This window comes from Pseudoxanthomonas sp. 97-1-1, assembly GCF_057773125.1.
This window is the reverse complement of the sequence record NZ_JBYMTJ010000001.1, coordinates 1,040,343-1,067,152: the sequence shown is the minus strand read 5'-3', so window position 1 is coordinate 1,067,152 and position 26,810 is coordinate 1,040,343. Positions and strand designations below refer to the sequence as shown.

The window sequence follows — 26,810 nt, the reverse complement described above, 5'->3', positions numbered from 1 at the left end:
TCATTGCAGCTCTGCCAACGCCTGGTCCAGCTGCACTGCCGGTGACTGTTCAATGCCGAGCCGGGCTACATCGGTCTCCGCAGTGGGTTCTTCCAGCGCGGCAAACTGGCTGTCCAGCAGCGACGCGGGCATGTAGTGGCCGCTGCGCGCGTGCATCCGTGCGGCGATGAGCCGCTTGTCGCCGTGCAGGAACAGGAAGCGCAACGGCAACCCGGTCGCACGCAGCCTCTCTCGGTGGCGCCGGCGCAGGCCGGAGAACGCCAGCACCACGCGTTCGCCTGCCGCCACGCGGCGCTGCAGCTCCAGGGCGATGCGGCGCACCCAAGGGGCCCGCATGCGGTCGGTCAGGGGAAGCCCGCCGGCCATGCGCGCCTTCGCGGCGATGCTGTGGAAATCATCGGCATCCAGGAACGTCGCGGGCCAGGCGTCGGCCAGTGCGTGCGCCAGTGTGGTCTTGCCACTGCCGGATACACCCATCACCACCGCGACCCGAATGCCGCTCATGCCGGCAGTTCCACCCGCACCTGGTACGTGCGTCCGGCTTCGATACCGCGGATCGCATGGTCGTGCTGCCATTGCCCGTCCAGTGCGACGCGCATCCGCGCGAGACCTGGAACCCGTTCGATGTGCGTTTCGAACACGGCGCTCCGGAAGCGGCGCGTTGCGCGTGCCGATGGCCAATGGGAAGGCAGCTGGGGCGAGATCCGCAGCACATCGCCATCGCCGCGCATACCGAACAGTTCCTCCACCAGGCAGCGATACAGCCAGGCGGCCGTACCGGTATTGAAGAGCTGGCTGGAGCGGCCGGCGGTGCGCGGGTGCAGGCGCCATGCGCCGCGGTAGTAGTTGGGCACGAACACCGGCAACTGGCCACGCTGCAGGCAATCGGCGGCGTCCGGCGTCGGCAGCATCGCGCGCAGTACTTGCCATGCACGGTCGGCGTCGCCGGCCTGGTACAGGCTGTACAGATAGAACGCCGCCGCATGGTTGTAGACCGCGCCATTCTCGGCCGTGCCGGGGAATTTCTGCGTCACCCGTCCGACATCCTCGCGCATGCGGGTGTACGGCGGGTCATACATGGTCACGCCGTAGGGCGACACCAGGTGCGTGTCGACGGCGGCCAGCATGCGCGCGCGCTTGTCGGCGTCGGCCGCGCCACTGAGGATGGCCCAGCTCTGCGGGTTGAGGAAGATGCGGCCTTCGCCATCCCCGGTGACGCCGAACGCGACACCATCGTCGGTGATGCCGCGCCCGTACCAATCGCCGTCCCACAGGTGTGCGTTCATGGCGGCGTTGCACGCCTGCGTGCCCACGCGGAACTCGCCGGCGAGCATGTCATCGCCGCGGCGCGCGCAGATCTCCGCCCACTGCTTCAATGCATAGGCGCTGGCCAGCGTCAGCCAGCCGGACACGCCGCGTCCGCGCCAGCCGACCATGTTCATCGGGTCGCACCAATCGCCCTGCGCGATATAGCTCAGGCCGCGCGCGTCGCGTGCCTGCAGCAGCCAGCGCATGGCGCGCGTGATGCGCTCGGACACACTGACCGTTTCTCCATGGAGGTCGGTCACCAGGGCGTCGAGGATGGCGTCGTCGCCGGTCTCGTCCAGGTACGCGCGCAGGCAGATCGGCAGCCACACGCAGTGGTCGGTGTGCGGGATCTGGTTGATGTACTTCAGCTCGGCACCTTCCACCAGCAGGATGCCGTCCGGCATCGCCCCGGAAGGCTCCTGCTGCGACAGGGCGTGCAGGAACGCCACCCGTGCGGCTTCCGGACGCAGGAAGCCCATCCCCATGTGGTCCTGCAGGTAGTTGCGCGTCTGCGGGTCCGTGGTCAGGCGGTTGACGTCGCCGTGGTAGTAGACCTGGCGCGGCAACCAGTGGTTGGCGAACGCATCCAGCCACGGGTCCGGTGTCTGGATGCGCAGGCATCCCGTGCCCGCGTCGACGTAGGCCGCGCTGCCTGTCGCCGCCCCTGCGAACGCTTCCTTCGACAGATTACGTTCGCGCAGGCGCCGGATCTCGTCGTCATCGCGAGCCGGCGCGAACAGGAAGCGGTACTCCTGCACGTCATCCTCCGCGAGGTCCACCCGGTACTGCAGCACGGCGGTGGGCATTTCATAGGCCGCATCGCCGCCGCCCAGCAGATCCTGGCCGACGATGGCCTGCGGCGCATGCAATCCGCCTTCGCCCTCGAAGTTCGCCTGGTGGGCTTCCCATGCATCCGGCGTCCGCTCGTAGAGCAGGACAGTGCGGTCCTTGAAGTCGCGGTTGCGGAAGTAATCCTCGACTTTCTGGTAAGGCGTGACGCTGGCGCAGACGATGCCGCCCAGATCGGCGCGATGGCTGCCCGACTGGTTCATCCACGACATGTAGCCGACCGGGAAGTAGGGATACAGGCTGAGGCGTCGTCGACGCCCCGACCGGTTGCGCACGCGCAGCGTCCACAACTCCGCCACCTCGTCGACCGGCAACACCACGCCCATCTCGACCTCGATGCCCGCGCATCGCACGCGCCACGCCACATCGGCCAGGCCGACGGAGAACGCGAATGCCTCCGGCATCCGTCGCACCGGTTCGTGCGGCACGGAGAAAAGTCCGCCGTCCTCCTCGTCCTTCACGTAGCAGAAGCGGCCCGGGTGATGCGCGTAGTACGGCTGCTCCGGCTGCATGAAGGTCTTGGCCTCCAGCGTCGGTGCATGCGCGTATTTGGCGGGCTCCGGCTGCATGAACTGCGCCGTGGCGAACCCGCGGCAGTTCAGCTGCAGCAGCATCCTCCGGTTCCACAGGAACGTGGACGCGGCGGGCATCGCCGTGGGGCTGGTCAGGACGAAGCGACGGCCCTGCTCTTCGAAGCCGCAAGGCACGTCCGTCATGCCGATGCCTCCCGGCGGGACTGCAGTTCGGCCTGGACCCGCGACAACGTGGCGCCATCCAGCGGATAGAACCGCATGACCCACGCCGCCAGCAGGGCGACGGCGCCGGGAATCACGGTCAGCAGCAGCACGATGCCCAGCCGCGAGGCATCCGACTGCGCTGCGTTGGCCACGTAGCCCATCCCGGCCAGGATCCAGGCGATGGTCGCCGACGCCAGCGCGCCACCGAGCTTCTGCGAGAACGTCGCCGCGGCGAAGGTCATCGCGGTGGCGCGCCGACCGGTCTTCCATTCGGTGTAGTCGGCGCAGTCGGCGTACATCGAAAAGGCCAGGGGTGACTTGGGCCCCAGCATCAGTCCGACCAGAAGGTTCAGCGTGAACATGAGCCAGACCGCGTCAGGGGGGATGAAGAACATCGCACAGCTCACCACGCCGACGCCCGCCATCAGCCATGCCATCAATCGCCGCTTGTCCACGTAGCGGGTCATCAGGGGCGTCAGTCCGGCGCCCACGGCCAGGGCCAGCGCATAGGTGCCAAGGAAAAGACCGGTCAGCTCCGGCCGCTCGAGGTGGTACTTGAGGTAATACGCCAGCGAGCCGCCACGAATCACGATGGTCACCATGATGATCAGCGCCAGCGCGAACAGCACCATCCACGGCCGGTTGTGCAGCAGGTCCGCGATGTCCTGCCGGATCGCGCTGCGCTGCTGCGGTGGAGGCGCGACGCGCTCGCGCGTGGTCAGGAACACGGTGACGAATGCTGCCGTGGCGATCACGCCGTACAGCGACAGCGTCAACTGCCAGCCCAGCGCCTCGTCGCCGCGCCCCAGCCACCGCACCAGATCCAGCGTGAGCCAGTTCACCGCCATCGTGCCGGCGAAGGCGGCGATGAAGCGGAAACTGATCAACTGCGTGCGCTGCTGGCTGTCGGCGGTGATCACGCCGGAGAGCGCGGAGTAGGGAATGCTCAGCACCGTATAGGCGAGCATCATCAGGGTGAAGGTCGCGTACGCCCACACCAGTCTTCCCCCGTCGCCCAGGTCGGGCACGGTCCAGGTCAGCACGCCCGCGCATGCCATCGGCAATGCGCCATAGAACAGGTAGGGCCGGAAGCGGCCGAACCGGCTGCGCGTGCGATCTGCCAGGGCGCCCATCAGCGGATCGGTGATGGCGTCCACCACCTTGGTGACGAGCATCATCGTGCCGACCGCAGCGGCCGCCAGCCCCATCACGTCGGTATAGAAGATGAGCAGGAACGCCGAGATGTTGGCCCAATACAGATTGAAGCCGAAATCGCCGACGCCGTAGCCGAGTTTTTCGCCCAGGCGGGGTTCCGTTGCTGGTGTTGCCTTGCTTGCGGGGTGCGCGGTGCCGCCGCTCCCCTGGTCGCGTTGCATGTCCACTCCCGGATTGACGTCGTTGCGCGACGGGTCACGAAGGACAGTGCCCGGCGCAAACCGAAACGGCGGCCAAGCTTGCGATGATCGCGCCGGGGAGGCAAGCGCCGGGGTGTGGTGACGGTGACGGTAAAGCGCATTCCGTCACGCAATGCAGAACGGGCACCCTGGGGCGCCCGTTCCGGTAGTGCAGCGAAACCGCCGCCGCGATCAGTAGCGGTAATGGTCCGGCTTGTACGGGCCTTCGACCGCCACGCCGAGGTAGTCGGCCTGGTCCTTGGTGAGCGTGGTCAGCTTCACGCCGATCTTCTCCAGGTGCAGGCGCGCGACTTCCTCGTCGAGCTGCTTCGGCAGGCGGTAGACGGTCTTCTCGTACACGTCCTTGTTCGCCCACAGGTCGATCTGCGCCAGCGTCTGGTTGGCGAAGGAGTTCGACATGACGAAGCTCGGGTGGCCGGTGGCGCAGCCCAGGTTCACCAGGCGGCCTTCGGCCAGCAGGAAGATCGCGTTGCCGTTGGGGAACACGAACTTGTCGACCTGCGGCTTGATGTTGATGCGCTTGGCTTCCGAGGCGTACAGCGCGTCCACCTGGATTTCGTTGTCGAAGTGGCCGATGTTGCAGACGATGGCCTGGTCCTTCATCGCCTTCATGTGCTCGAGGGTGATGATGTCCTTGTTGCCGGTCGTGGTGACATAGATGTCGGCCAGGCCCAGGCTGTCTTCGACCGTGTTGACCTCGAAGCCTTCCATCGCCGCCTGCAGCGCGCAGATCGGATCGATCTCGGTGACGATGACGCGGGCGCCGTATGCGCGCAGCGAGTGCGCCGAGCCCTTGCCCACGTCGCCGTAACCGCAGACCACGGCGAGCTTGCCGGCCAGCATCACGTCCATCGCACGCTTCAGGCCATCGGCCAGCGACTCGCGGCAGCCGTACAGGTTGTCGAACTTGGACTTGGTGACCGAGTCGTTGACGTTGATCGCCGGCACCAGCAGCTTGCCCTGTTCGGCGATCTGGTAGAGACGGTGCACGCCGGTGGTGGTCTCTTCGGACACGCCCTTCCAGTCCTTGACCACGCGGGTCCAGTAGCCCGGGCGCTCCTTGGCGACGCGCTTCAGCAGGTCCTTGATCACCTGCTCCTCGTGGTTGCCCGAGGCGGTGTTGACCCAGTCGCTGCCGTTTTCGAGCTCATAGCCCTTGTGGATCAGCAGGGTGACGTCGCCGCCGTCGTCCACCACCAGTTCCGGACCGGTCTGGGTACCGTCGGGCAGGGTGAAGGTCAGTGCGTCGAGCGTGCAGTCCCAGTATTCCTCCAGCGTCTCGCCCTTCCAGGCGAACACCGGCGTGCCGGTGGCAGCGATCGCGGCGGCGGCGTGGTCCTGCGTCGAGAAGATGTTGCACGAAGCCCAGCGCACGTCGGCGCCGATGTCCTTCAGCGTCTCGATCAGCACCGCGGTCTGGATCGTCATGTGCAGCGAGCCCGTCACGCGAACGCCCTTCAGCGGTTTGGTGGCGGCGTGCTTGCGGCGGATCGACATCAGGCCGGGCATCTCGTGCTCGGCGATGTCGAGTTCCTTGCGGCCCCAGTCGGCCAGGGAAATGTCGGCGACCTTGTAGTCGCCCTCGGTCGAAAACGTGCGTACTGCGTTCATGGCTCTTGCTCCGGTCTGTGCGATCAGGGTCGCAGGTTATCCGGGCGCCGTTGCAGGTTCATTCCACCGAGCCTGGCCGGACTCCATGGTCACGGTCGCAGCGCCCCTCGGCGAAGGGCGGCCATTATATCGCTTGTTCCGGATGAAACGATGGCGCACGGGTTTGCCTGATCGGGTAGGCTTGGATTGTTGTCCTGCAGCAGACCAATTGTCCTGCCGGGCAATACCAATACAAGCCAAACGAACGACGGGATCCACGCGCCGCGCATGAACAGCCCCCGCAGTCTCGAATTCGCTCCACCCGACGTCCCCCTGCGTGAAGACGTGCGCCGGCTGGGCGCCCTGGTCGGCGACATGCTGGCCGAACAGGTGTCACCGGACTTCCTGGCGGGCGTGGAGCGCGTACGCACCACGGCCATCGCGCGCCGGCAGACCGGCGAGCCGCCGCAATCATTGGCCGGGCTGCTGGATGGCCAACCGCCCGAACAGGCGGAATCGTTGATCCGCGCCTTCAGCACGTACTTCCAGGTGGTGAACATCGCCGAGCGCGTCCACCGCATCCGCCGCCGCCGCGACTACCAGCGGGCCGGCAGCGCCCGGCCGCAGCCCGACGGCCTGCACGACACCCTGTCCAAGCTCAAGGCGCAGGGCGTGACGCTGGACGAGCTGGCGCAGTGGCTGCCGCGCATCGATGTGGAGCCGGTGTTCACCGCCCACCCGACCGAAGCCGTGCGCCGGGCGCTGCTGGAGAAGGAGCAACTGATGGTGGCCAGCCTGATCAACGGGCTGGATGGCACGCGCACGCCGGGCGAGCTGGCGACCGACACGGCACGCTTCCGCATGGCGCTGACCTCGGCCTGGCAGACGGCCGACTCGTCACCCGTACGCCCGGGCGTTGAAGACGAGCGCGAGCATGTCGGCTTCTATCTGATCGAAGTGCTCTACCGGGTCATTCCGGTGCTGTATGAAACGCTGGAGAACGCGATCACCGAGGTCTACGGCGCTGCGCCGCAGGTCACCGCGCACCTCCCGCGCGTGCTGCGTTTCGGCACCTGGGTCGGCGGCGACATGGACGGCAATCCCAACGTCGACGCCGGCACCGTCACCGCCACGCTGGATGCGCAACGGCGCGCCATCCTGACGCGCTACCTGAAGGAACTGCGCCAGCTCACCACGCTGCTCAGCCAGTCCAGTTCCATCATCGGGGTGTCGTCCGACGTGACCGCGCGCGTGGAGGCGTATCGCGCGCTGATGCCGGAGGCCGTGAAGAAGTCGCGCCCACGCCATGGCGACATGCCGTACCGCCTGCTCAACGACCTGATGCGTGCGCGCCTGCAGGCCACGCTGGAAGACCGCGCTGAAGGCTATGCCTCGCCGGAGGAACTGGCGCACGACATCGATCTGATCCTGCACAGCCTGGAAGCCAACCGCGGCATCCATGCCGGCTGGTTCGCCGTGCGCCGGCTGGCGTGGCGCGTGCGGACCTTCGGCTTCCATCTCGCGCGGCTGGATGTGCGCCAGGAATCCAGCGTGCACGCGCGCGCTGTGGCGGCCGCACTCGGCGACGGCGGGTGGGAAAACCGTGACGCCGTGGAACGTGCGGCGCTGCTGGGGCCTTACGCGCACGGCGACAAGGCATTGCCCGCATCCGATCAGGAAGGCAACGAACGCCTCGACGCCGTGTTCCGTGCATTGGCCGATGCGCGTACGCGCCATGGCACCGACGCGTTGGGCACCTACATCATCAGCATGGCGCACAGTCGCGCCGACGTGCTGACCGTGCTGGCGCTGGCGCGGCGGGGCGGGCTGGTCGACGATGCAGGGCAGGTGCCGCTCGACATCGCGCCGCTGTTCGAAACCATCGACGACCTCGGGCATGGCACCGACGTGCTGCGCGACCTGCTGGCCGACCCCGTCTACCGCGCCCACCTGGCAGCGCGCGACAACGTGCAGATGGTGATGCTGGGCTACTCCGACAGCGGCAAGGACGGTGGCATCGCCGCCTCGCGCTGGGGCCTGCAGCGGGCACAGGTGGATCTCGTCGATGCCGCGCAGGAACTCGGCATCAAGCTGACGTTCTTCCATGGCCGTGGCGGGTCGATCATCCGCGGGGGCGGCAAGACCTCGCGCGCGCTGGAAGCGGCACCGCGCGGCAGCGTCGACGGCCGCCTTCGCGTGACCGAGCAGGGCGAAGTGATCCATCGCAAGTACGGCATCCGTGCGCTGGCATTGCGCTCGCTTGAACAGTCCGTCGGCGCCGTGTTGCTGTCCAGCCTGCGCCCGCGTCCACCGGAACCGCGCGAAGCACGCTGGCGCGAAGTCATGGCGCTGGTCGCGAGCGAGAGCACGCAGGCCTACCGCGCGTTCGTGCAGTCGCCGCGCTTCATGGACTATTTCCGCAGCGCCACGCCGATCGACGTGATCGAGCGGATGACACTGGGGTCGCGTCCCTCGCGACGCCTGGGGCAGGACGCGGCACTCGGCAACCTGCGCGCGATTCCGTGGGTGTTCGCCTGGAGCCAGGCGCGCGCGGTAATCCCCGGCTGGTACGGCGTGGGCGCCGGCCTGCAGGCAGCCGCGGATACCTACGGCGAAGACGCGCTGCGCGAGATGGCGCGCGATTGGCCGTTCTTCAAGACCTTCCTGGACGACGTATCGATGGTGCTGGCCAAGGGCGACCTGAGCATTGCCGAGATGTATTCGCGCATGGCGGCTGACCTGCACGACGTGTTCTTCCCGCAGGTGCAGCGCGAACATGCTTCGGTACTGCACTGGGTGCTGGCGCTGAACGGCAACGAATGGCTGCTGCAGCACGACCAGCGCCTCGCGCTGTCCATCCGCTTGCGCAACCCCTACATCGATCCCATCAGCGTCATGCAGGCCGACCTGCTGAAGCGCTGGCGCGCGAGCGGGCGCGAGGACGAGGCATTGCTGCACGCACTGGTGGCGAGCATCAACGGTGTGTCACAGGGCGTGCAGAACACCGGGTGAGCGAACCTGCCGTTGTAGGAGCGACGTAAGTCGCGACCGCACGCTATCCGGTTGCGGTGGATCGAAACAGAGAGAAGACGTGATCGATGGACCGGCGGATGCAGCGACGGTCGCCGGCAGTCAACGCCTGCGGTCGCGACTCACGTCGCTCCTACAGTGAAGCCACTGCTCACCCATCCAGCTCCGACCAGCGCTGGTAGGCGTGGTCCAGTTCCGCCTGTTTCGCCGCGAGTTCGTCGTTCGCGCGTTGGAGGTCGGCAGGAGGCTGCTGGTAGTACGCCGGGTCATTCATGGCCTGCGTGCGTTTCGCGACCTCGCCTTCCAGTGCCTCGATGCGCGCAGGCAACTGTTCGAGTTCGCGGGCTTCCTTGAAGCCCAGCTTGCGCTTGGCGGCGACAGGTTCGGGCTGCTGCGAGAGCGTCGGCCTGGTGGGTGATCCGGAGGTCGCGGCCGGCATGCGGCGTTGACGCAGCCAATCCGAATAGCCGCCCACGTAGTCGCCCAGCCTGCCTTCGCCTTCCAGCACCAGGGTGCTGGTGACCACGTTGTCGAGGAAGTCGCGGTCGTGGCTGACCAGCAGCAGCGTGCCCTTGTAGTCCAGCAGCAGTTCTTCCAGCAGCTCCAGCGTTTCCACGTCCAGGTCGTTGGTCGGTTCGTCCATTACCAGCAGGTTGGATGGCTGCGCGAACAGCTTGGCCAACAGCAGGCGGTTGCGTTCGCCGCCGGACAGGCGGGTGATCGGCGCGCGTGCGCGCTCGGGCGAGAACAGGAAGTCCTGCAGGTAGCCGATGATGTGCTTGCGGCTGCCATTGAGTTCGACGAAGTCGCTGCCTTCGGCCACGTTCTCCAGCGCGGTGCGCGATTCATCCAGCTGGCTGCGGTGCTGGTCGAAGTAGGCGATCTGCAGCCCGGTGCCCAGCTTCACTTCGCCGTGCTGCGGGGCGAGTTCGCCCAGCAGGATCTTCAGCAGCGTCGACTTGCCGGCGCCGTTGGGGCCCACAATGCCGACACGGTCGCCACGCATGATGGTGGCCGACACATCGTCCAGCAGCACGCGTCCATCGTAGGCCTGGGTGATGCCTTTCGCCTCGATGACCTTCTTGCCGGAATTCTGCGCACTGGCCACTTCCATCCGGACGTTGCCGGACAGTTCGCGCCGTTGCGCGCGTTCGCGGCGCATCGCCTTCAGCGCGGTCACGCGGCCTTCGTTGCGCGTCCGGCGCGCCTTGATGCCCTGGCGGATCCACACTTCTTCCTGCGCCAGCAGCTTGTCGAAGCGCGCGTTCTCCTGCGCTTCGGCATGCAGGCGTTCCTCGCGCCGGCGCAGGTAGTTGTCGTAGTCGCCGGGCCAGCTGGTCAGCTGGCCGCGATCGATCTCGACGATGCGCGTGGCCAGCGAACGCAGGAAACTGCGGTCGTGGGTGACGAAGACGATGCTGCCGTCGAACTGCTTGAGGAAACCCTCCAGCCAGGCGATCGCTTCGATGTCCAGATGGTTGGTCGGCTCGTCCAGCAGCAGGATGTCGGGCTTGCGGACCAGGGCCTGCGCCAGCAGTACGCGCCGCTTCATGCCGCCGGACAGGGCGGCGAAGTCGGTCTCCTCGGGCAGTTCCAGGCGCGTCAGCACCTGCTGCACGCGCAGATCCAGGTCCCAGCCATGCTGCGCCTCGATCTGTGCCTGCGCCTCGCCCATCGCGTCCATGTCGCCGTCGTGCAGTGCATGATGGTAGCGCGCCAGCAACTGGCCCAGGTCGCCCAGCCCTTCGGCCACCACATCGAACACCGTGCCCTGCGTGTCCTGCGGGACTTCCTGCGCCATGCGCGCGACGACGACACCGTTCTGCACGCGGATTTCGCCGTCGTCGGGCTTCAGTTCGCCGGCCATCAGCCGCATCAGCGTGGATTTGCCCATGCCGTTGCGGCCGACGATGCAGACGCGCTCGCCGGGTTCGATGGAAAGGTCGACGTGTTCGAGGAGAAGCGGCCCGCCGACACTGAAGTCGACCCGCTGGAATTGCATCAAGGACATGTGCGTATTGTAGCCGGCGCGCGCCGGCCGAAACGGCGGTTCAGGCGTTTTCCGCTGCCCGGATGCCCAGTTCGGCGTGCCGCCGTTCCATTTCCTCGCGCAACTGGCGGCGCAGGCGTGCGGCGGCGAAGCGTCGGATCTCGTCCGGTGTGGTCGGCTCCAACGGCGGCACCGGGGTGGTGCGGCCCTCGTCGTCCACGGCCACCATGGTGAAGAAGCAGCTGTTGGCGTGGCGCACGCTCTGCTTGCGGATATCCTCGGCCACCACCTTGATGCCGATCTCCATCGACGAGGTACCGGTGTGATTGACCGAGGCGAGGAAGGTCACCAGCTCGCCCACGTTGATGGCCTGGCGGAACATCACCTGGTCCACCGACAAGGTGACCACGTACTTGCCGGCGTAGCGGCTGCCGCAGGCGTAGGCCACCTGGTCCAGCAGCTTGAGGATCGCGCCGCCGTGGACCTTGCCGGAGAAATTGGCCATGTCGGGCGTCATCAGCACCGTCATCGTGAGCTGGTGGCTCTTCAGCGATTCCATGGCACGCCTTCGCAAGGTGAGGCGCGCAGGCTAACCGATCCCGGCGTGGGGCGTGCGGCCCGTCGCCGGGAAAGAAAACGGGCCGCGTGAGCGGCCCGTTCCGGTCGTCGCGATGTCCGGCGGCGGTTACTTCAGCTTGGCGTCCTTGCGCAGGGCTTCGGCGCGATCGGTCTTCTCCCAGGAGAAGGCGGTCGCGGTCTGCTTCTTGCCGGCGCCGTCCACGTAGCTGATCTCGCGCGGCTTGCGGCCGAAGTGGCCGTAGCTGGCGGTCGGCTGGTAGATCGGGTGCTCCAGATCCAGCATCTTGGTGATGCCGTACGGGCGCAGGTCGAAGTGCTTGCGGATCAGCTTCTCGATGACGTCGTCACCGACCTTGCCGGTGCCGAACGTCGTCACCGAGATGGAGGTCGGCTCGGCCACGCCGATGGCGTAGGAGACCTGCACTTCGCACTTGTCGGCCAGACCGGCGGCCACGATGTTCTTGGCCACGTAGCGCGCGGCGTAGGCGGCCGAACGGTCCACCTTCGACGGATCCTTGCCCGAGAACGCGCCGCCGCCGTGACGGGCCATGCCGCCGTAGCTGTCGACGATGATCTTGCGGCCGGTCAGGCCGCAGTCGCCCACCGGGCCGCCGATGACGAACTTGCCGGTCGGGTTGATGTGCACCTTGTTCTTCGGCAGCGCGTCCAGCCACTTCTTCGGCAGCACGGGGACCAGGATCTCGGCGCGCACGGCCTCGATCAAGTCCTTCTGCTTGATGTCCGGATCATGCTGGGTCGACAGCACCACGGCATCCAGGCCCAGGACGGTATTGCCGTCGTAGCGCAGGGTGACCTGAGACTTGGCGTCGGGGCGCAGCCACTTCAGCTTGCCCTTCTTGCGCACCTTGGCCTGCTGTTCCACCAGACGGTGGCTGTAGTACAGCGGGGCCGGCATGAATTCCGGCGCCTCGTTGCAGGCGTAGCCGAACATCAGGCCCTGGTCGCCCGCGCCCTGTTCTTCCGGCTTCTTGCGATCCACGCCCTGGTTGATGTCCGGCGACTGCTTGCCCAGCATGTTGATGATGGCGCAGGTGTGGCCGTCGAAGCCGACGTCCGAATTGTCGTAGCCGATGTCGTTGATGACCTTGCGGGCCAGCGACTCGATGTCCACCCAGGCGGTGGTGGTGACTTCGCCGGCCACGATGGCGGCGCCCGTCTTCACCAGGGTCTCGCAGGCCACGCGTGCGCGCTTGTCCTGGGCCAGGATGGCGTCCAGCACGGCGTCGGAGATCTGGTCGGCGATCTTGTCCGGATGGCCTTCGGAGACCGATTCGGAGGTGAACAGGTAGCTGGACATCAGGCTTATATCCTTTGATTCGGATGAAAAGATGGGCGCGCATGATACACGCCGGAGGCGGTGCGTGCATTCTGCGCCGTTCAGGGTTGCCGGGGGTTAAGCACGGATCAAGCGGCGCGCTGTCACCTGACTGCCAGAAAACGGAAACCGGGCTGTCGCCGGCCAGGCGCAGGCTGCGCGGCGAAACCCCGCCGCCAGGCTTTGCCACGACCATGCGCCCCCTGGAACAGCAGATCGTCGAACGCTATCCGCACTGGTTCCGCGGCCGTCGCGCCGGGCTGACCCGGCCACTGCTGCGTACCCTGGGCCGCTGGTCCCGCTTGGACCAGGCGTATGCCTTCCTGGCCGATCACGGCCACCTGCACGGACTCGACTTCGTCGATGCCGCCATCGACCACCTCAACCTGCGGCCGACCGTCGACCCCGCTGCGGAGCGGCGCATCCCGGCGCAGGGCCGGTTGCTGATCGTGGCCAACCATCCTTCCGGTGCGCTGGACGCCCTGGCGCTGCTGCAACTGGTCGGTCGTGTGCGGCGTGACGTGAAGATCGTCGCCAACGACTTCCTGACGGGAATCGCACCGCTGGCCAGCCTGTTGCTGCCGGTCCGCATCCTTGGTGGCAAACCGGGCGCGGACAGCGTGCGCGCGGTCGAACAGGCGCTGGAAGCCGAGCAGTGTGTGATCGTGTTCCCCGCCGGCGAGGTGTCCCGGCTTGGCCCGCGGGGCGTGCGCGATACCCGCTGGCGCCGGGGCTTCCTCCGTTTCGCCCGCACGACAGCCGCACCGGTACTGCCCATCCGGGTGGAGGCGCGCAATTCGGCGCTGTTCTACGGTGCATCGGCGCTGTTCAAGCCGGCCGGCACGGCGTTGCTTGCGCGCGAGATGTTCCGTCGCCATCAGCGGCGCCTGCGGTTGCATGTGGGGCAGTGCCTGCGCATGGATGCGCAGGAGGATGCCGCTGCGCAGATCCTGCGCGTGCGCAAGGCGCTGTACGCGTTGGGGGGCGGGGTGGAATTGCCCGCGCCGGCCGCTGGCGAGCCATTGGAGCCCCTGGTCGATGCGCTGGCGCCGGAAGCGCTCGAAGCCTGCATCGCTTCGCTCGACGTGCTGGGCGAGACCAGCGATGGAAAGCGCATCTGCGTGGGGCGCCTGGCCGGAGGCTCGGCGCTGCTGCGCGAGATCGGGCGTCTGCGCGAGCTGACGTTCCGAGCCGTGGGCGAGGGCACCGGCAAGCGGATGGACGTGGATGCCTTCGATGCGTGGTACGAGCACATCGTGCTGTGGGATGCCGCGCAGCGGAAGATCGCCGGCGCCTACCGGATCGCGCGCGGCGCGCCGGTGCTGGCGGCGCAGGGCCTGAAGGGCCTCTACACGGCCTCGCTGTTCGATTATGCCGACGACGCCCTGCCTCGCCTGGCCGCCGGCATGGAACTTGGCCGCAGCTTCGTGGTGCCCGACTACTGGGGCAGCCGCAGCATCGACTACCTGTGGCAGGGCATCGGCGCGTACCTGCGCCGCCATCCGCGCGTGCGCTACCTGTTCGGTGCAGTGTCGATGAGCGCGGCGCTGCCGCTGGATGCGCGCGAGCAGATCGTCGCGTACTACGCCCACTACTACGGCGACCCGAACGGCGAAGCACGCTCGCGCCATCCGTTCCGCTACACCGCCACGCCCCCCCGCTTCGATGCGCTGGATGCCGACACCGCGTTCCGCGTGCTGAAGACCAACCTGGACACGCTGGGGGCGACCGTACCGATGCTCTACAAGCAGTACACCGACCTGTGCGAACCCGGTGGTGCGCGCTTCCTCGCGTTCGGCGTCGATCCTGATTTCAGCGATTCCATCGATGGCCTGATCGAAGTGGACCTGCACCGGATCCGGCCGAGGAAGCGGGAACGCTACCTCGGCGACGCGTGGCGTCCGATGGAGACGGCGGCATGAGCTCGCTGGCCGCGCCACCCCCGATGCGGCGCGCGGTCTTCGTCTCCGACGTGCACCTGGGCTCCAAGCACTGCCACGCGGCTGAGTTCGCGGACTTTCTCGGCGGCCTGCGCTGCAGGCGGCTGTACCTGGTAGGCGACATCGTCGATCTGTGGTGGATGGCGCAGCGGCGCGCATCGTGGGACGCGGCCCACAACCGCGTCATCGAAGCGCTGCACGCGCTGGCGCGCAACGGCACCGAACTCGTCTATGTCCCCGGCAACCACGACCGGCCCATCCGGCGGTTCTGCGGCCTGATGCTGCCCGCCATGCAGGTCAGGCGCCGCGCGATCCACACCACCCTGGACGGACGCAGGCTGCTGGTGACGCATGGCGACGACTACGATGGCATCACCCACTTCGGCGGGCTGCAGGAGAAGTTCGGCGACTGGCTCTACTACCGCATCCTCACCGGCAACCGGCTGACCAACCAGCTGCGTCGCCGGCTCGGCCTGCGCTACTGGTCGCTAGCGGAATACCTGAAGCGGCAGAGCGATGCGGCCGAGCGCTATATCGCCCGCTTCGTGCAGGCGGGCCTGGACGATGCGCGGCGCCGCGGGCTGGACGGCATCGTCTGCGGACACATCCATCGCGCGTCGCTGCTCCAGCGCGATGGTCTGCTGTACGCGAATGACGGCGACTGGGTCGAAAGCCTTACCGCGCTCAGCGAGGAGGCCGACGGCACCCTGTGCCTGCTCTCGCATACCGGCAAGGTGCTGGCCGAGGTTGCGCCGCGCCTGCGCCTCGTCCCGCAGGACGTGTCGCGCGCGGCGTGAGGAATCCCTTCGGCGGCTGCTAGGATCGCCGCATGGATTCCCTCAGCCAGATCGTCCTCGGCGGTGCCATCGCCGCCGCCATCGCCCCCGCCGCGCATCGCCGTGCCGCGCTGCTCGCGGGCGCGGCCCTCGGCACGCTGCCGGACCTCGACAGCCTGCCCATCGCATTGTTCTCGGACAACCCGGTCACGCTGATGACTGTGCATCGCAGTTTCAGCCATTCGCTATTCGTGTTGCCCCTGGTCGGCTGGCTGGTCTGGTGGCTGTTCAAGCGGTTCGGCAATGGGCGGGTTGCCGCATCGCCGACGCGGTGGTTCTGGGCCATCCAGTTGGCCCTGGTCACGCATCCGCTGCTGGACGCCTTTACTGTCTACGGCACGCAGCTGTGGTGGCCACTGACGCCGCCGCCGGTCATGTGGTCCAGCGTCTTCATCATCGATCCGCTGTACACGGTGTGGTTGCTCGTGGCCTGCATCGTGGCGTGGTTCCTGCGCGAACGCGCCGCGGCGCAACGCGCGCTCGCGGTCGGTCTGGTATTGAGCAGCGCATACCTGGGGTGGTCGCTGCTGGCCAAGGCCATGGTCGATCGCGAGGCGGAGCGGACGCTTGCCTCGATGGGGCTGGGCGGTGCGCCTCGCTTCTCCGTGCCGATGCCGTTCAATACGCTGCTGTGGCGCGTGGTGGCGATGACGCCGTCCGGATACGTGGAAGCGGAGCGATCCGTCCTGGCCGATGACGGTCCGCTGCAGTTCCGCGGCTATCCGTCCAACGTGCAGGCACTGGCGGAGGCGCACGCTGTTCCAGCGGTCCAGCGGCTGTCCTGGTTCAACCGCGGCTTCATGCGCGCGCGAGTGCAGCAGGATCGCCTGGTGCTGTCGGATCTGCGAATGGGGTTGGAGCCGGACTACAGCTTCAGCTTCGAAGTGGCCGAGCGACGCGACGGAGCGTGGACTCCGGTGACGCCGGTGCAACAGCCCTGGGCCGCACCCGTGTCGGGCACGGAAGGGCTGCTGCAATTGGTTGCCGCCATGTGGCATCGCATCCGTCATCCATCAACGGAGCCATTGCGGTCCGCCATCGGCTGACGCGTCGTGGAAGCCGGCGCGTCAGCCCCGTGGGACAGGCGAGGCGTCAGGAGCCAGTGAGCCGTTCCTTGCGGACGGGGTCCGCGGGGTGCGCTGCCGGCACCGCGTCCACCGCAACACGTTGCTGCGGGCTGGAATCGGTGCGGCGTTCCAGGACGAACGACTCGCCGTTCAACGCCCGCCGGAAATTGTCTTCACCCACCGCGGCACGGAACTGGGTGGCGGCGCGTTGGTAGGAAGCGCGATATTCCGGGAAAGCGGTGCGCGGACCGATCACCATCTGTACCTTGCGTTCGCTCATGCCGGTGTAATCGGCAAGTTGTTTGATGCTGTCGCCGGCCTGCACGGAGAAGGGCAGGGCGAACAAGGCGACGAAGAGCGGGGTTCTTGCATTCATGACAGCCTCCAGGGGAGGTGATTACCGCTTGTTGGCTGCGGTACTCCGCAGGCCGGCGGGGGAACCGGCACGCCCATCCTCGCGCTGCATGGCTGCACGCCCCAGTGCCGGAAAGCACGGTGACTCAGGTCATGTTTAGCGTGCGTATACCTTCATCAGTAAACCGTTGCGCGCGCCTGCACGAACGCATAGAAGAACACCGCATCCGGGTCGTTCTGCACGTCGCGCATTTCCCGGCGCATGCCGTCCACGACGTCCTGCGTCACGCGGCCGGCTTCGACCAGCGAGTCGGCCGCCGACAGCAGCAGTTCTTCCCAGAACGCGATCATGTCCTTGCGCCGTGCCGGCTCGCGGTTGTCGAAGTGCACCGTCTTGATCTCGGTGGCGACGTCGCGGTAGCCGCCGGCGAGCAGCAGGTTGCCCAGCTTCGCGCCGATGAACGGGTCGCCGCCGCTGTCGTACTGGAAGTCGTTGAATGCCATCCAGTAGCGCCATGTATTCGGCGAATAGGGATGCAGAAGGAACGATGAGTTCATCACTTCGGTGATGTAGATCGGCGAACCGGGTGCCAGCACGCGGCGCACTTCGCTCAGCACGCGTGCCGGGTTCGGCACATGCTCCAGGATCCAGCAGAGGAAGGCAGCGTCGAACTCGCGCGCGCCGTAAGGCAGCCGGCTGGCATCTGCCTGTTGCAGGGTGTAGCGGTCGCGGCACCAGGGCATGGTGGCCAGGTTCTGCCGCGCGGCCTGCAGTTGCACGTCGTTGAAATCGACGCAGGTCACGTGCACGTCGGGGAAGCGGCGCAACAGGATCTCGGTCTGAGCCCCCACGCCGCTGCCCACTTCCAGCAACCGGCGTGCCCCGGTGTAGTCGACATGGTTGAACAGCGTGCTTTCGAGCAGGCGCGCCTGCTTCATCAGGCGCGCCTGTTCGACCGACGAGAATCCATGAAGGTAGGCAGGGCGTTCATCGTTCTCGGACATGGGCTCTCTCCTCAGGCGGCGGCAGGCAGTACCGGCGCGACGCCGGCGATCAGGGCGTCGAAGTAGTCACGTGTCAGCCGCACCTGCTCGTCCGCGCTCTCGGCGCGATTGACCACCGCGCGGAATGCGAGGTTTTCGGGGCGGTCCCTGGCGTACCAGCCCAGGTGCTTGCGCGCGATGCGCACGCCCTGCGGTTCGCCATAGAAGCCATGCAGTGCGTGCAGGTGCCCCAGCAGGATGTCGCGCACCTCGGGTAGCGACGGCGGCGGCAGGTATTCGCCAGTGGCGAGGAAGTGGGCGACTTCGCGGAAGATCCACGGGCGCCCCTGCGCGGCGCGGCCGATCATCACGGCGTCGGCACCGGTCTGCGCCAGTACGCGCGCCGCCTTGTCCGGGGAATCGATGTCGCCGTTGGCCACCACGGGAATACGCAGCGCGGCCTTGATCGCGGCGATGGTTTCGTACTCGGCGCTGCCGGTGTAGTGCTGGTCGCGGGTGCGACCATGCACCGCCAGCGATGCGATGCCGCTTTCCTGCGCGATGCGCGCGATCACCGGGCCGTTGCGGTGGTCGCAATCCCAGCCGGTGCGGATCTTCAGCGTCACCGGCACATCAACGGCCTTCACCACCGCTTCCAGGATGCGGCCCACCAGCGGCTCGTCGCGCATCAACGCGGAACCCGCCCAGGTGTTGCACACCTTCTTCGCCGGGCAGCCCATGTTGATGTCGATGATCTGTGCGCCGTGGTCGGCGTTGTAGCGCGCGGCATTCGCCAACTGCTCCGGTTCGGTGCCGGCGATCTGCACGCTGACCGGGCTTGGTTCGCCCTCGTGGTCCATGCGATGCAGCGACTTGGAGGTGTTCCAGAAACGTGGGTCGCTGATGGTCATTTCCGACACCGCCATGCCCGCGCCCAGCCGCTTGCACAGCAGCCGGAATGGCTTGTCGGTGACGCCGGCCATGGGGGCCAGCATCACCGCCGGTTCGATGCGGTAGGGGCCGATCTGCATGGCGGCATTGTACCGCCGGCCCCCCAGGCTCAGTGCCGGCGGCGTCGCGCGCGCCAGAACAGGAAGCCGGTCGCCAGAAGGAAGGCGGGCAACAGACCTGCGGCGGCGATGGCCCATTGCCATGCACGCCCACCCACGAAGCCGCCATGCAACGGATACATCGCCTCGCTGATGCGGGCACCGGCATCCTGCGCTGTCGCATCGTGCACCTGCACCGCGCTTGCGCGGTATGGATCCATCCAGACAACGCTGCGGCCGTTGGGGTGCCACTCACCGGGAGCGCGGAAACGGATCGACACCATGGCGTCATCGCCCTTGGGCAGGCTGATGCGGCGGAGTTCGCTGCCACGCGGGGCCGCATCCGCTGCGGTGAGCAGCACGGCCCGCCAATCGATGGAGGTGGTCTCCCGTTCGATCGGCAAGGGCGGCACGACCTCGGGCCCGTCGCCGAACGTCCAGCGAAGCGCACTTCGCAACGGCTGGCTGTACACCATCGCCACGCCGGTGAAGGTCACCACCAGCAGCAATGGCAGCAGGAACACCCCCAGGCTGCGGTGCCAGCTGAGCCAGCGCCGGGGCGGCGGGCGCGCATGCCAGCGCAGGCTTGAGGCCAACGACGCCAGGCGCTGCCACCACAGGTAAAGTCCGGACAACAGCATGAACAGCGCCACGATTCCGAATGCGCCCAGCACATCCTCGCCGGCCTCACCGGCCAGCAGGTGCGTGTGCAGGTCGCGCAGCCACATCACCGCGTCGTTGCCGGTGTTGCGCACCAGTAAGGGCTCGCCACTGGCGGCATCGAAGTAATGGCGTTCGCCCTTGCTGGCGAACGCTTGCCAGGCAGGCAGGCGCGGAGAGGGCAGGTCGATGGAACGGATGCCCCAGTCTTCCGCACCTGCCACGACCCGCGCCAGCGCATGGCCCTGCAGCGCGAGCGGCGGCAGCCGTTCGCGTGCCAGTTCGGGATGCGCAGCCAACAGCAGTTCGGATTGGAATGCCAACACCGTGCCGGTCAGCGACACTGCCGCGAACACCAGACCGGCGGACAGTCCCAGCCACAGGTGCAACCACTTCAGCATGGCGCGGACACGCCATGCGGAGGGGGGCGATATGGCCTGGCGAGGGAACATGCGGGGCGTTGTCGGCGTGGATCAGAAGCGGTGCGACCAGCCCACCGTCAGCACTCGCCCACGTCCGGCGGTGTAGGTGTCGTTGCGGGGCGTGCTCTGCGAGTAGTAGGTGACGTACTGCTCGGAGAAGACGTTCTCGACGCCCACGCTCAGTGTCCCGACTGGCAGCTTGACGCGTGCCAGAAGATCCACGGTGGTGTACCCGTCGAAGCCGGCGACTTGGTTGCCGCGCAGGTCGAAGTCGCGGTCCAGTGCCTTGCTCGCTTGCAGGCGCACGTCCACCGATGGCGTGAACGACGCTTCCCAGAACCCGGTGACCCGATCGGGGCTGATATTGATGCCCGGCAGATCGCTGTCGACGCGGCCATCGGCATTGCTGTCGTAGCGCCCTTCGCTGCGCGCGTAGGCCAGGCCCGCGCGCATGCCGTCGCTGAAGCGGAACGACAGGCTGCCATCGAAGCCCTTGATTTCGGTCCGTTCGCGGACCACCGCGTACGTCTGCGTCGCGGTATCGAAGGCCAGGCGCGAGCCCAGGTCGGAGTCGGAGCGATACAGGGCCAAGTGCAGCAGCCAGCGGCCGTCGTCGTAGTCCAGGCCGATCTCCTGATTGTCGGCGATCACCGGCTGCAGGTCGACTAGGCTGTCCACCCGCTGGCCGGCTGCGGTGATGCCGCGCAGCACGCGACCGATATCGGCCACGGTGTAGCCTTCGGCATAGGACGCGTACAGCTTCAGCGCATCGGTGGCTTCCCACACCAGGCCCAGGTTCGGCAGCGTCTCGGTGGTCCGGGTGGTGCCGCCGGTGACCAGGTAGCGCGTTCCCTTCACGCCGGCCGGTACGGTGCGCTGGTCGGGGATGGTGAGGTAGTCGTCCACCTGCAGTTCGCCGCGCTCGTGGCGAAGGCCGCCCGTCAGCAGCCAGGCGTCGGCGAACCGCCATTCCGCCTGCACGAAGGGCGAGACGGATTCGTAGGTCGTTTCCGGCACCCAGTCGATCCCTGCGTAGACCAGTTCCTGGTAGGTGCTGTCGCGGGCAAGGTCGAGCCCGAATGTGGCGCGCAGGTTCAGCCCGAACAGGTCGCCGCGCGACCAGCTGAACTTGCCGCCGAGCTTCTCGGACGCGTTCTGCGACTGGTCGTACCAGTCCGGGTCGCGTCCGTCGCCCCAGAAATCGCCCCAGTAGCTGCCGCCGTAGAGGGCCTTGAAATCCACCCAGTACAGCTGCGTCTGCAGGAAGCCGCCGGCTAGATCGTGATCCGTGTAATCCAGCACCACCGAGGTCGAGCGATTGCGGGCGCCTTCGCCTTCGCTGCCGCCGGGCGCGGACGTGGCCAGCTGGCCGGTGGCGATGTTGCCCAGCACGGTGTGGTAATCGTTGTTGCCCTGCAGTTCGTAGCGGTTGGCGCTGACCTGCAGCCGGCGCTGGTCGTCGAGATTCCAGCCGACCTTGGCGAACAAGTTGTAGCTGCGCGCGTTCATCAGGTCGCCCTGGACATCGTTGACGGCGATCGCCCGGCCATCGCCGTCGTAGTAGAGCCCCTCGCTGGCAAGGGACGCGCCCCCGACGAAGTCGACGTCGCCGCGGCGCGTGCCGAAGACGTAGGACGCCTTGTAGCCCGCGCTGTCGTCTTCCCTGGGGGCCGCGACACTTCCGCTGACGCTGACGTCGTGGAACGTCTCGCCGTCTTTCCGGGGGGCGCGCTTGGTGATGATGTTGATGATGCCGCCGGAGGCGCCCAGCCCCTGCAGCGCATTGGCACCATGGATCACCTCGATGCGCTCGATCATCGCCGGGTCGATGGTGTGGCCGTCTCGCCCGCCTTCGCGCAATGGCGTCGACTGCGGTACGCCGTCGACCAGATACAGCGGCTTGCGGCCGCGCAGGTTCTCACCGGCGTTGGTCAGCTTCTGGCGTGAAGGCGTGAATGCGGGAATCAGGTTGGCGAGGACCTGGGACAGGTCCTGTGTCAGCGCCAGCTGCTGATCCAACTGCTGGCGATCGATGATGGTGATGGTATTCGGCAGTGCCGCGGCCGAATCCGGAATGCGGCTGGTGCTTGCCGAGACCGTCACGCGGTCGAGTTTGACAGCGTCATTCGACTGCGCAACGGCGATGGGGCTCAGGACAGACGAGAGGGCGAGCGAAAGCAGGCTCAGACGAAGCGGAAGGGTCATGGGGGACAGGTCTGGGATATCGGACCCGCCCATTTTAAATGAGAATGGTTATCAGTAGCCAGAGGTGTCGGCGGCGGCCATCCGGCTCAACTCCCGACCGGAACCCTTGTTCAGCCGGACACCGTGTCGAAGCGTGCCTGCATCTCGCTCAACAACGGCATGGCCAGCGCCGCTCCGTTCCTTTCAGTCGAAAGGGCCGCGTAGCGGTTTGCGAAGCGAACGTGGTCAGCGAATACCGGCGAGCCGCCCGCCGCCAGCGAGGCGGCCAGTGCGCCGTTGAAGGCATCACCGGCACCGGTGGTGTCGATGGCATTGACGCTCTCCGCGGCCACCCGGTAGTGCGCGCGCGTATCGCCGCGCAATTGCTCGTCGGGGTGCGATACGTAGACGCCGGTGGCGCCCAGCGTGACAACGACGATGCCGTGCGGCAACAGCAGGCGGCAATGCTGGTGCAGGGTCACGCCGTCCAGCGTGGCGACATCGTCGGCACTGATGCGCTCGCCCAGATGGCGCGCCAGCAGGGCGGCGAATTCGGTTTCGTTGGGCGTAATGATGTCCGCGTGGGACAGCAGATCGGTCGTGGTGGCGGCATTCGCGGGCGCGGGATTCAGTACCGTCATCGCACCATGTTGACGTGCGGCCTGCAGAGCTGACAGCACGGCGTCCGTGGGTGATTCCAGCTGCACGAGCACGACGGCGGAGTTCGCGAACGCTGCGTCCTGTTGCCATACGAACGCGGTATCGAGCGCCGCGTTGGCGCCGGCACCGATGACGATCATGTTGCGGCCGTGCCCATCCACATAGATGCCGGCCGTACCGGTGGGCTCGTCGGTGGCCTGCGCGCGCAGGTCCATACCGTTGTGTGCCGCCAGTTCACGCGCGAGCGTGCCGCCGGCATCGTTGCCCAGGGCACAGACGAAGGTGGTGGAGGTGCCCGCGCGGGCTGCCGCCATGGCCTGATTGAAGCCTTTTCCGCCCGGACCGCTGGCATAGCGTCCGGCGATGGTTGCGCCGGCATTCGGCAGGGTATCGCAGCGCCATACGTGGTCGACATTGAAGGAGCCCACGACGACGACGCGGAAGGCGGAGGATGATGGCGTGTTCATGGTGCGGTACCTGCAGTCCGGACCGCAGCAGCGCCACGGTCACGGGGGGGAAACGTAAACGGAAGGAGCGGGGCGGCCGTCGGCCGCCCGGCCCGGATCAGCCGAAGTTCGAGAGCACGCCGGCGATGGTGGCCGTCATCAGCGTGGCGATGGTGCCGCCCAGCACGGCGCGCAGGCCGAAGCGCGCTAGGTCCGAGCGCCGCTCGGGCGCAAGCCCGCCGATGCCGCCGATCTGGATGGCGATCGAGCTGAAGTTGGCGAAGCCGCATAGCGCATAGGTGGCGATCAGCTTGCCTTCTTCCGACAGCGTCACGCCCGGGACCTTGCCGTTGACGATGTCGGCAAGCTGCAGATACGCGACGAACTCGTTGATGACGACCTTCTGGCCGATCAGCGAGGCGACCGTGGTCGCGTCCTGCCACGGCACGCCGATCACCCACGCGATGGGGGCCAGCAGGTAGCCGAAGATCGTGGCCAGGTCGGTCGGCTTGCCGATCGCCGCCGCCAGGCCGGTGGCTTCACCGAACCATGTCAGCGGCCAGTTGAGCAGGGCGATGAGGGCGATGAAGGCGAGCAGCATCGCGCCGATGTTCAGCGCCAGCCTCAGGCCATCGCCTGCACCGGCCGCGGCGGCATCGATGATGTTGCTGGAGGTCTTCTCCACTTCCATCTTCACCGTGCCGCGCGTCAGCGGCGTACCGGTTTCCGGGATCAGCAACTTGGCGACGACCAGCGTGGCCGGGGCGGCCATGATGCTGGCGGCGAGCAGGTGCTTGGCGTAGAACGCCTGCTGCTCGGCGTCGCCCCCGCCCAGCATGCCCACGTAGGCCGCCAGCACGCCGCCGGCGATGTGCGCCATGCCGCCGATCATCATGGTGATCAGCTCGGACTCGGTCATCTTCGGGATGTACGGGCGCACCGTCAGCGGTGCCTCGGTCTGGCCGATGAAGACGCTGGCGCAGACGCTGGTGGTTTCCGCGCCCGACACCTTCATCACCTTGGTGATGGCCAGCGCCATGATCCGCACGATGAACTGCATCACGCCCAGGTGGTACAGCACGCCCATCAGTGCCGCGAAGAAGATGATGGTGGGCAGCACCTGGAAGGCGAAGATGAAACCGTAGGTTTCGGTGTTCATCAGGCTGCCGAAGATGAAGCTGGAGCCGGCATTGACGAAGCTGAGGATCTTCACGAAGCCGTGGCCCAGCGCGTCGAACACCTCGCGCCCGCCCGGCACCAGCAGCACCAGGGCGGCGAAGGCGATCTGCAGGGTGATGCCGGTGGCGACCAGCTTCCAGTCGATGGCCTTCCGATTGTTGGAAAACAGCCAGACGATGCCGATCAGCACCGCCAGGCCGAACAGGCCAAAGCCAATCCGCCCCAGGACTTCCACCATGCCATCCCCCAGCCATCGTCGTTTTTCTGATCGCGCAGTCTAGCAGCCGGCCCCCGCGCGCGACCGTTCAGCCGACGCCCCGCCAGGCGACCCAGCCGGCCAGCGCCAGGAACACCAGGGCGGCCAGCCTCCGGGCCAGCGTCAACGGCAATTTGTCCGCAAAGCGATGGCCCAGCCAGACCACCGGCAGGTTGGCCAGCAGCATGCCGATCGTGGTGCCGGCAATGACCTGCCACAGCGGTTCGTACCGGGTGGCCAGCAACACCGTCGCTACCTGGGTCTTGTCGCCGATCTCGGCCAGGAAGAAGGCCACCGTCGTTGCCAGGAACGCACCATGCGCGGGCAGGTTGTCGGCCTCGTCCTCCAGGGTGTCCGGCTTCAGCGTCCACAGGGCCACGGCCAGGAAGCTCGCCGCCACGCCCCATCGCAATACTTCGGGCGACAGCCACTCGGTCAGTTCCGCGCCCAGCCAGGCCGAGATCGCATGGTTGACCAAGGTTGCCGCGAGGATGCCCAGCGCGATCGGCCAGGGTTTGCGATAGCGCGCTGCCAGCAGCAGGGCCAGCAGCTGGGTCTTGTCGCCGATTTCGGCCAGGGTGACGGTGCCGGTGGAAACCAGCAGGGCATGCAGGGACAGCATCAGCAACTCCGGGGCCAGGCATTCGCGTCGAACGCGAAGGCAAACGACGCACTGCCCGGCCCGGGTAAGCGCGACGCCTGCCTTCGGTCTTGCCCGGCGAAGCGGATCGCTTCGTCCCGCGCACCATGGTCGGCGACCAAGTGTGTTGACACGCGGACCCCGTCAGGACGGGTGGGCTACTCCCCGGAGGAGGAAAGTGCGCGCATTGTACGGAGGCACCGCCCGCCGCGGCGGAGTCATTCTCATTTGTGCGGGCATCGCGTGGTCGTCCGGTCGAACGGCGCTAGGATGGGTCGTTGTCACCGGAGCACGCCATGCACTACCGACGCCTGGGCAATTCTGGCCTGCAGATCTCCGCACTGTCCTTCGGTGCCTGGTTGACCTTCGGGCAACAGGTCGGGCGCGCAGAGGCGCGCGAACTGATCGCGTTGGCCTGGGACCAAGGGATCAACTTCTTCGACAACGCCGAGGTGTACGGCCATGGCGAAGCCGAGCGCGTCATGGGCGAGGTGTTGCGCGACCTCGACCTGCCACGCGACGGTTACTGCGTGTCGAGCAAGGTCTGCTTCGGTGCCGTGGAGAATCCGCGCCCGACCCAGCGCGGGCTGTCGCGCAAACATGTGGTTGAAGGCTGTCATGCGGCGCTGCAGCGGCTGCAGGTCGACTACCTGGACCTGTACTACTGCCACCGTCCCGACCCGGACACGCCGGTCGAGGAAACGGTATGGGCGATGGATACGCTGGTGCGGCAGGGAAAGGTGTTGTATTGGGGCACATCGGAATGGCCAGCCGCGCGCATCCGCGAGGCCGCCACGATCGCGCGCCGGCATCATCTGCACGGGCCGACCATGGAACAGCCCCAGTACAACCTGCTGCACCGGCAGCGGGTGGAACTGGAATATGCGCCGCTGTACGCGGAACTCGGACTGGGAACCACCACCTGGTCGCCCCTGGCGTCCGGCCTGCTGACGGGCAAGTACGACGCAGGCGTGGCCGCTGACACGCGACTCGGCCAGCCCGGGCACGAGGAACTCCAGCGCATGGTCTTCGGCACGGCAGGCGCGCGTCGCCGGGAGCGCGCCCGGCGGTACGCCCAGGTCGCCGGCGAACTGGGCGAAAAGCCTGCACCGCTGGCGATCGCCTGGTGCTTGCGCAACCCTCACGTCTCCAGCGTCATCCTGGGCGCCAGCCGCCCGGAGCAACTGCGCGAAAACCTCACGGCGCTCGAACTGGCGGCGCGCTACGACGATGCCGTGTGGGCCCGGCTGACCGCGGCGGCCGATTGAACGAATGAAATCCGGCACGGACCCGTTGACT

General features: G+C 67.2%; 20 protein-coding genes and 1 riboswitch. Of the genes, 5 read left to right on the top strand and 15 right to left on the bottom strand.

Translation table 11 applies throughout. From position 1 onward, the window contains the following. The 4 genes from AC3DET_RS05100 to ahcY form a co-directional block, all read right to left on the bottom strand. Positions 1-504, bottom strand: coding sequence for a gluconokinase (locus AC3DET_RS05100; RefSeq protein ID WP_488390911.1), 504 nt, complete (start codon positions 502-504; stop codon positions 1-3). Then, positions 501-2,873, bottom strand: coding sequence for a GH36-type glycosyl hydrolase domain-containing protein (locus tag AC3DET_RS05095; RefSeq protein ID WP_488390910.1), 2,373 nt, complete (start codon positions 2,871-2,873; stop codon positions 501-503). Before AC3DET_RS05095 ends, AC3DET_RS05100 begins: the two co-directional genes overlap by 4 nt. Beyond that, positions 2,870-4,270: an MFS transporter gene (locus AC3DET_RS05090; RefSeq protein ID WP_488390909.1), complete on the bottom strand. Its 1,401-nt coding sequence runs from the start codon at positions 4,268-4,270 to the stop codon at positions 2,870-2,872. The genes AC3DET_RS05095 and AC3DET_RS05090 overlap by 4 nt, the downstream gene beginning before the upstream one ends. 210 nt (positions 4,271-4,480) lie before the next feature. Continuing rightward, the gene (gene ahcY / locus AC3DET_RS05085) at positions 4,481-5,920 is read right to left on the bottom strand and encodes an adenosylhomocysteinase (protein WP_192200266.1); all 1,440 of its coding nucleotides are present in this window, start codon (positions 5,918-5,920) and stop codon (positions 4,481-4,483) included. A gap of 35 nt (positions 5,921-5,955) precedes the next feature. Continuing rightward, positions 5,956-6,035: riboswitch (S-adenosyl-L-homocysteine riboswitch) on the bottom strand. Between the two features lie 152 nt (positions 6,036-6,187). On the opposite strand from ahcY, the gene ppc reads away from it, so the two are divergent. Continuing rightward, on the top strand, positions 6,188-8,911 hold the full coding sequence (gene ppc, locus AC3DET_RS05080; RefSeq protein WP_488390908.1) for a phosphoenolpyruvate carboxylase: 2,724 nt from the start codon (positions 6,188-6,190) through the stop codon (positions 8,909-8,911). A gap of 169 nt (positions 8,912-9,080) precedes the next feature. On the opposite strand, the gene AC3DET_RS05075 is transcribed toward ppc, so the two are convergent. From AC3DET_RS05075 to metK, 3 genes are all read right to left on the bottom strand, one after another. Further along, complete coding sequence (locus AC3DET_RS05075; protein ID WP_488390907.1) at positions 9,081-10,940, bottom strand: ATP-binding cassette domain-containing protein; 1,860 nt, start codon at positions 10,938-10,940, stop codon at positions 9,081-9,083. 40 nt (positions 10,941-10,980) lie between these two features. Then, a complete protein-coding gene (locus AC3DET_RS05070) occupies positions 10,981-11,478 on the bottom strand; it encodes an acyl-CoA thioesterase (RefSeq protein ID WP_337730554.1) in 498 nt (165 codons plus the stop codon). Positions 11,479-11,604: 126 nt separating this feature from the next. After that, positions 11,605-12,816, bottom strand: a complete 1,212-nt coding sequence (gene metK / locus AC3DET_RS05065; protein WP_192200270.1) for a methionine adenosyltransferase — start codon at positions 12,814-12,816, stop codon at positions 11,605-11,607. A gap of 212 nt (positions 12,817-13,028) precedes the next feature. Between metK and olsF the strand changes: the two genes are divergently transcribed. Genes olsF through AC3DET_RS05050 form a run of 3 tightly spaced genes read left to right on the top strand, consistent with a single transcriptional unit; the run spans position 13,029 to position 16,656 of the window. After that, positions 13,029-14,756, top strand: a complete 1,728-nt coding sequence (gene olsF, locus AC3DET_RS05060) for a bifunctional ornithine lipid synthase OlsF (protein WP_488390906.1) — start codon at positions 13,029-13,031, stop codon at positions 14,754-14,756. After that, a complete protein-coding gene (locus AC3DET_RS05055) occupies positions 14,753-15,571 on the top strand; it encodes a UDP-2,3-diacylglucosamine diphosphatase (RefSeq protein ID WP_488390905.1) in 819 nt (272 codons plus the stop codon). The genes olsF and AC3DET_RS05055 overlap by 4 nt, the downstream gene beginning before the upstream one ends. 32 nt (positions 15,572-15,603) lie before the next feature. Continuing rightward, complete coding sequence (locus AC3DET_RS05050) at positions 15,604-16,656, top strand: metal-dependent hydrolase (protein ID WP_488390904.1); 1,053 nt, start codon at positions 15,604-15,606, stop codon at positions 16,654-16,656. 46 nt (positions 16,657-16,702) lie between these two features. Here AC3DET_RS05050 and AC3DET_RS05045 read toward each other — a convergent pair whose 3' ends face one another. From AC3DET_RS05045 to AC3DET_RS05010, 8 genes are all read right to left on the bottom strand, one after another. After that, a complete protein-coding gene (locus AC3DET_RS05045; protein ID WP_488390903.1) occupies positions 16,703-17,053 on the bottom strand; it encodes a hypothetical protein in 351 nt (116 codons plus the stop codon). 155 nt (positions 17,054-17,208) lie between these two features. Further along, positions 17,209-18,036 carry a class I SAM-dependent methyltransferase gene (locus AC3DET_RS05040; protein WP_337730549.1) on the bottom strand — a complete coding sequence of 276 codons (828 nt, stop codon included), beginning with the start codon at positions 18,034-18,036 and terminating at the stop codon, positions 17,209-17,211. Positions 18,037-18,047: 11 nt separating this feature from the next. Continuing rightward, positions 18,048-19,046 (bottom strand): tRNA dihydrouridine synthase DusB, encoded by a 999-nt coding sequence (gene dusB, locus AC3DET_RS05035; protein ID WP_488390902.1) that lies wholly within the window; start codon positions 19,044-19,046, stop codon positions 18,048-18,050. A 29-nt stretch (positions 19,047-19,075) separates the two neighbouring features. Further along, positions 19,076-20,125 carry a PepSY-associated TM helix domain-containing protein gene (locus AC3DET_RS05030; RefSeq protein WP_488390901.1) on the bottom strand — a complete coding sequence of 350 codons (1,050 nt, stop codon included), beginning with the start codon at positions 20,123-20,125 and terminating at the stop codon, positions 19,076-19,078. 72 nt (positions 20,126-20,197) lie between these two features. Next, on the bottom strand, positions 20,198-22,351 hold the full coding sequence (locus AC3DET_RS05025) for a TonB-dependent receptor (RefSeq protein ID WP_488390900.1): 2,154 nt from the start codon (positions 22,349-22,351) through the stop codon (positions 20,198-20,200). Between the two features lie 110 nt (positions 22,352-22,461). Beyond that, a complete protein-coding gene (locus AC3DET_RS05020) occupies positions 22,462-23,457 on the bottom strand; it encodes a ribokinase (RefSeq protein WP_488390899.1) in 996 nt (331 codons plus the stop codon). Positions 23,458-23,554: 97 nt separating this feature from the next. After that, on the bottom strand, positions 23,555-24,853 hold the full coding sequence (locus AC3DET_RS05015) for a NupC/NupG family nucleoside CNT transporter (protein WP_337730546.1): 1,299 nt from the start codon (positions 24,851-24,853) through the stop codon (positions 23,555-23,557). Between the two features lie 67 nt (positions 24,854-24,920). Next, positions 24,921-25,493: a TMEM165/GDT1 family protein gene (locus AC3DET_RS05010; protein ID WP_488390898.1), complete on the bottom strand. Its 573-nt coding sequence runs from the start codon at positions 25,491-25,493 to the stop codon at positions 24,921-24,923. Positions 25,494-25,807: 314 nt separating this feature from the next. Between AC3DET_RS05010 and AC3DET_RS05005 the strand changes: the two genes are divergently transcribed. Continuing rightward, on the top strand, positions 25,808-26,779 hold the full coding sequence (locus AC3DET_RS05005; protein WP_488390897.1) for an aldo/keto reductase: 972 nt from the start codon (positions 25,808-25,810) through the stop codon (positions 26,777-26,779). The last annotated feature ends 31 nt before the right edge of the window (positions 26,780-26,810 follow it).

What these genes read in the sequence shown, in the direction of transcription:
- AC3DET_RS05095 (WP_488390910.1), bottom strand. Translation starts at nt 2,873, where the DNA reads ATGACGGACGTGCCTTGCGGCTTCGAAGAGCAGGGCCGTCGCTTCGTC.
- AC3DET_RS05025 (WP_488390900.1), bottom strand. Translation starts at nt 22,351, where the DNA reads ATGACCCTTCCGCTTCGTCTGAGCCTGCTTTCGCTCGCCCTCTCGTCT.
- AC3DET_RS05075 (WP_488390907.1), bottom strand. Translation starts at nt 10,940, where the DNA reads ATGTCCTTGATGCAATTCCAGCGGGTCGACTTCAGTGTCGGCGGGCCG.
- AC3DET_RS05005 (WP_488390897.1), top strand. Translation starts at nt 25,808, where the DNA reads ATGCACTACCGACGCCTGGGCAATTCTGGCCTGCAGATCTCCGCACTG.
- AC3DET_RS05055 (WP_488390905.1), top strand. Translation starts at nt 14,753, where the DNA reads ATGAGCTCGCTGGCCGCGCCACCCCCGATGCGGCGCGCGGTCTTCGTC.
- AC3DET_RS05020 (WP_488390899.1), bottom strand. Translation starts at nt 23,457, where the DNA reads ATGAACACGCCATCATCCTCCGCCTTCCGCGTCGTCGTCGTGGGCTCC.
- AC3DET_RS05070 (WP_337730554.1), bottom strand. Translation starts at nt 11,478, where the DNA reads ATGGAATCGCTGAAGAGCCACCAGCTCACGATGACGGTGCTGATGACG.
- AC3DET_RS05010 (WP_488390898.1), bottom strand. Translation starts at nt 25,493, where the DNA reads ATGCTGTCCCTGCATGCCCTGCTGGTTTCCACCGGCACCGTCACCCTG.
- AC3DET_RS05040 (WP_337730549.1), bottom strand. Translation starts at nt 18,036, where the DNA reads ATGTCCGAGAACGATGAACGCCCTGCCTACCTTCATGGATTCTCGTCG.
- AC3DET_RS05015 (WP_337730546.1), bottom strand. Translation starts at nt 24,853, where the DNA reads ATGGTGGAAGTCCTGGGGCGGATTGGCTTTGGCCTGTTCGGCCTGGCG.
- AC3DET_RS05050 (WP_488390904.1), top strand. Translation starts at nt 15,604, where the DNA reads ATGGATTCCCTCAGCCAGATCGTCCTCGGCGGTGCCATCGCCGCCGCC.
- AC3DET_RS05100 (WP_488390911.1), bottom strand. Translation starts at nt 504, where the DNA reads ATGAGCGGCATTCGGGTCGCGGTGGTGATGGGTGTATCCGGCAGTGGC.
- metK (WP_192200270.1), bottom strand. Translation starts at nt 12,816, where the DNA reads ATGTCCAGCTACCTGTTCACCTCCGAATCGGTCTCCGAAGGCCATCCG.
- AC3DET_RS05090 (WP_488390909.1), bottom strand. Translation starts at nt 4,270, where the DNA reads ATGCAACGCGACCAGGGGAGCGGCGGCACCGCGCACCCCGCAAGCAAG.
- AC3DET_RS05030 (WP_488390901.1), bottom strand. Translation starts at nt 20,125, where the DNA reads ATGCTGAAGTGGTTGCACCTGTGGCTGGGACTGTCCGCCGGTCTGGTG.
- dusB (WP_488390902.1), bottom strand. Translation starts at nt 19,046, where the DNA reads ATGCAGATCGGCCCCTACCGCATCGAACCGGCGGTGATGCTGGCCCCC.
- ppc (WP_488390908.1), top strand. Translation starts at nt 6,188, where the DNA reads ATGAACAGCCCCCGCAGTCTCGAATTCGCTCCACCCGACGTCCCCCTG.
- olsF (WP_488390906.1), top strand. Translation starts at nt 13,029, where the DNA reads ATGCGCCCCCTGGAACAGCAGATCGTCGAACGCTATCCGCACTGGTTC.
- ahcY (WP_192200266.1), bottom strand. Translation starts at nt 5,920, where the DNA reads ATGAACGCAGTACGCACGTTTTCGACCGAGGGCGACTACAAGGTCGCC.
- AC3DET_RS05045 (WP_488390903.1), bottom strand. Translation starts at nt 17,053, where the DNA reads ATGAATGCAAGAACCCCGCTCTTCGTCGCCTTGTTCGCCCTGCCCTTC.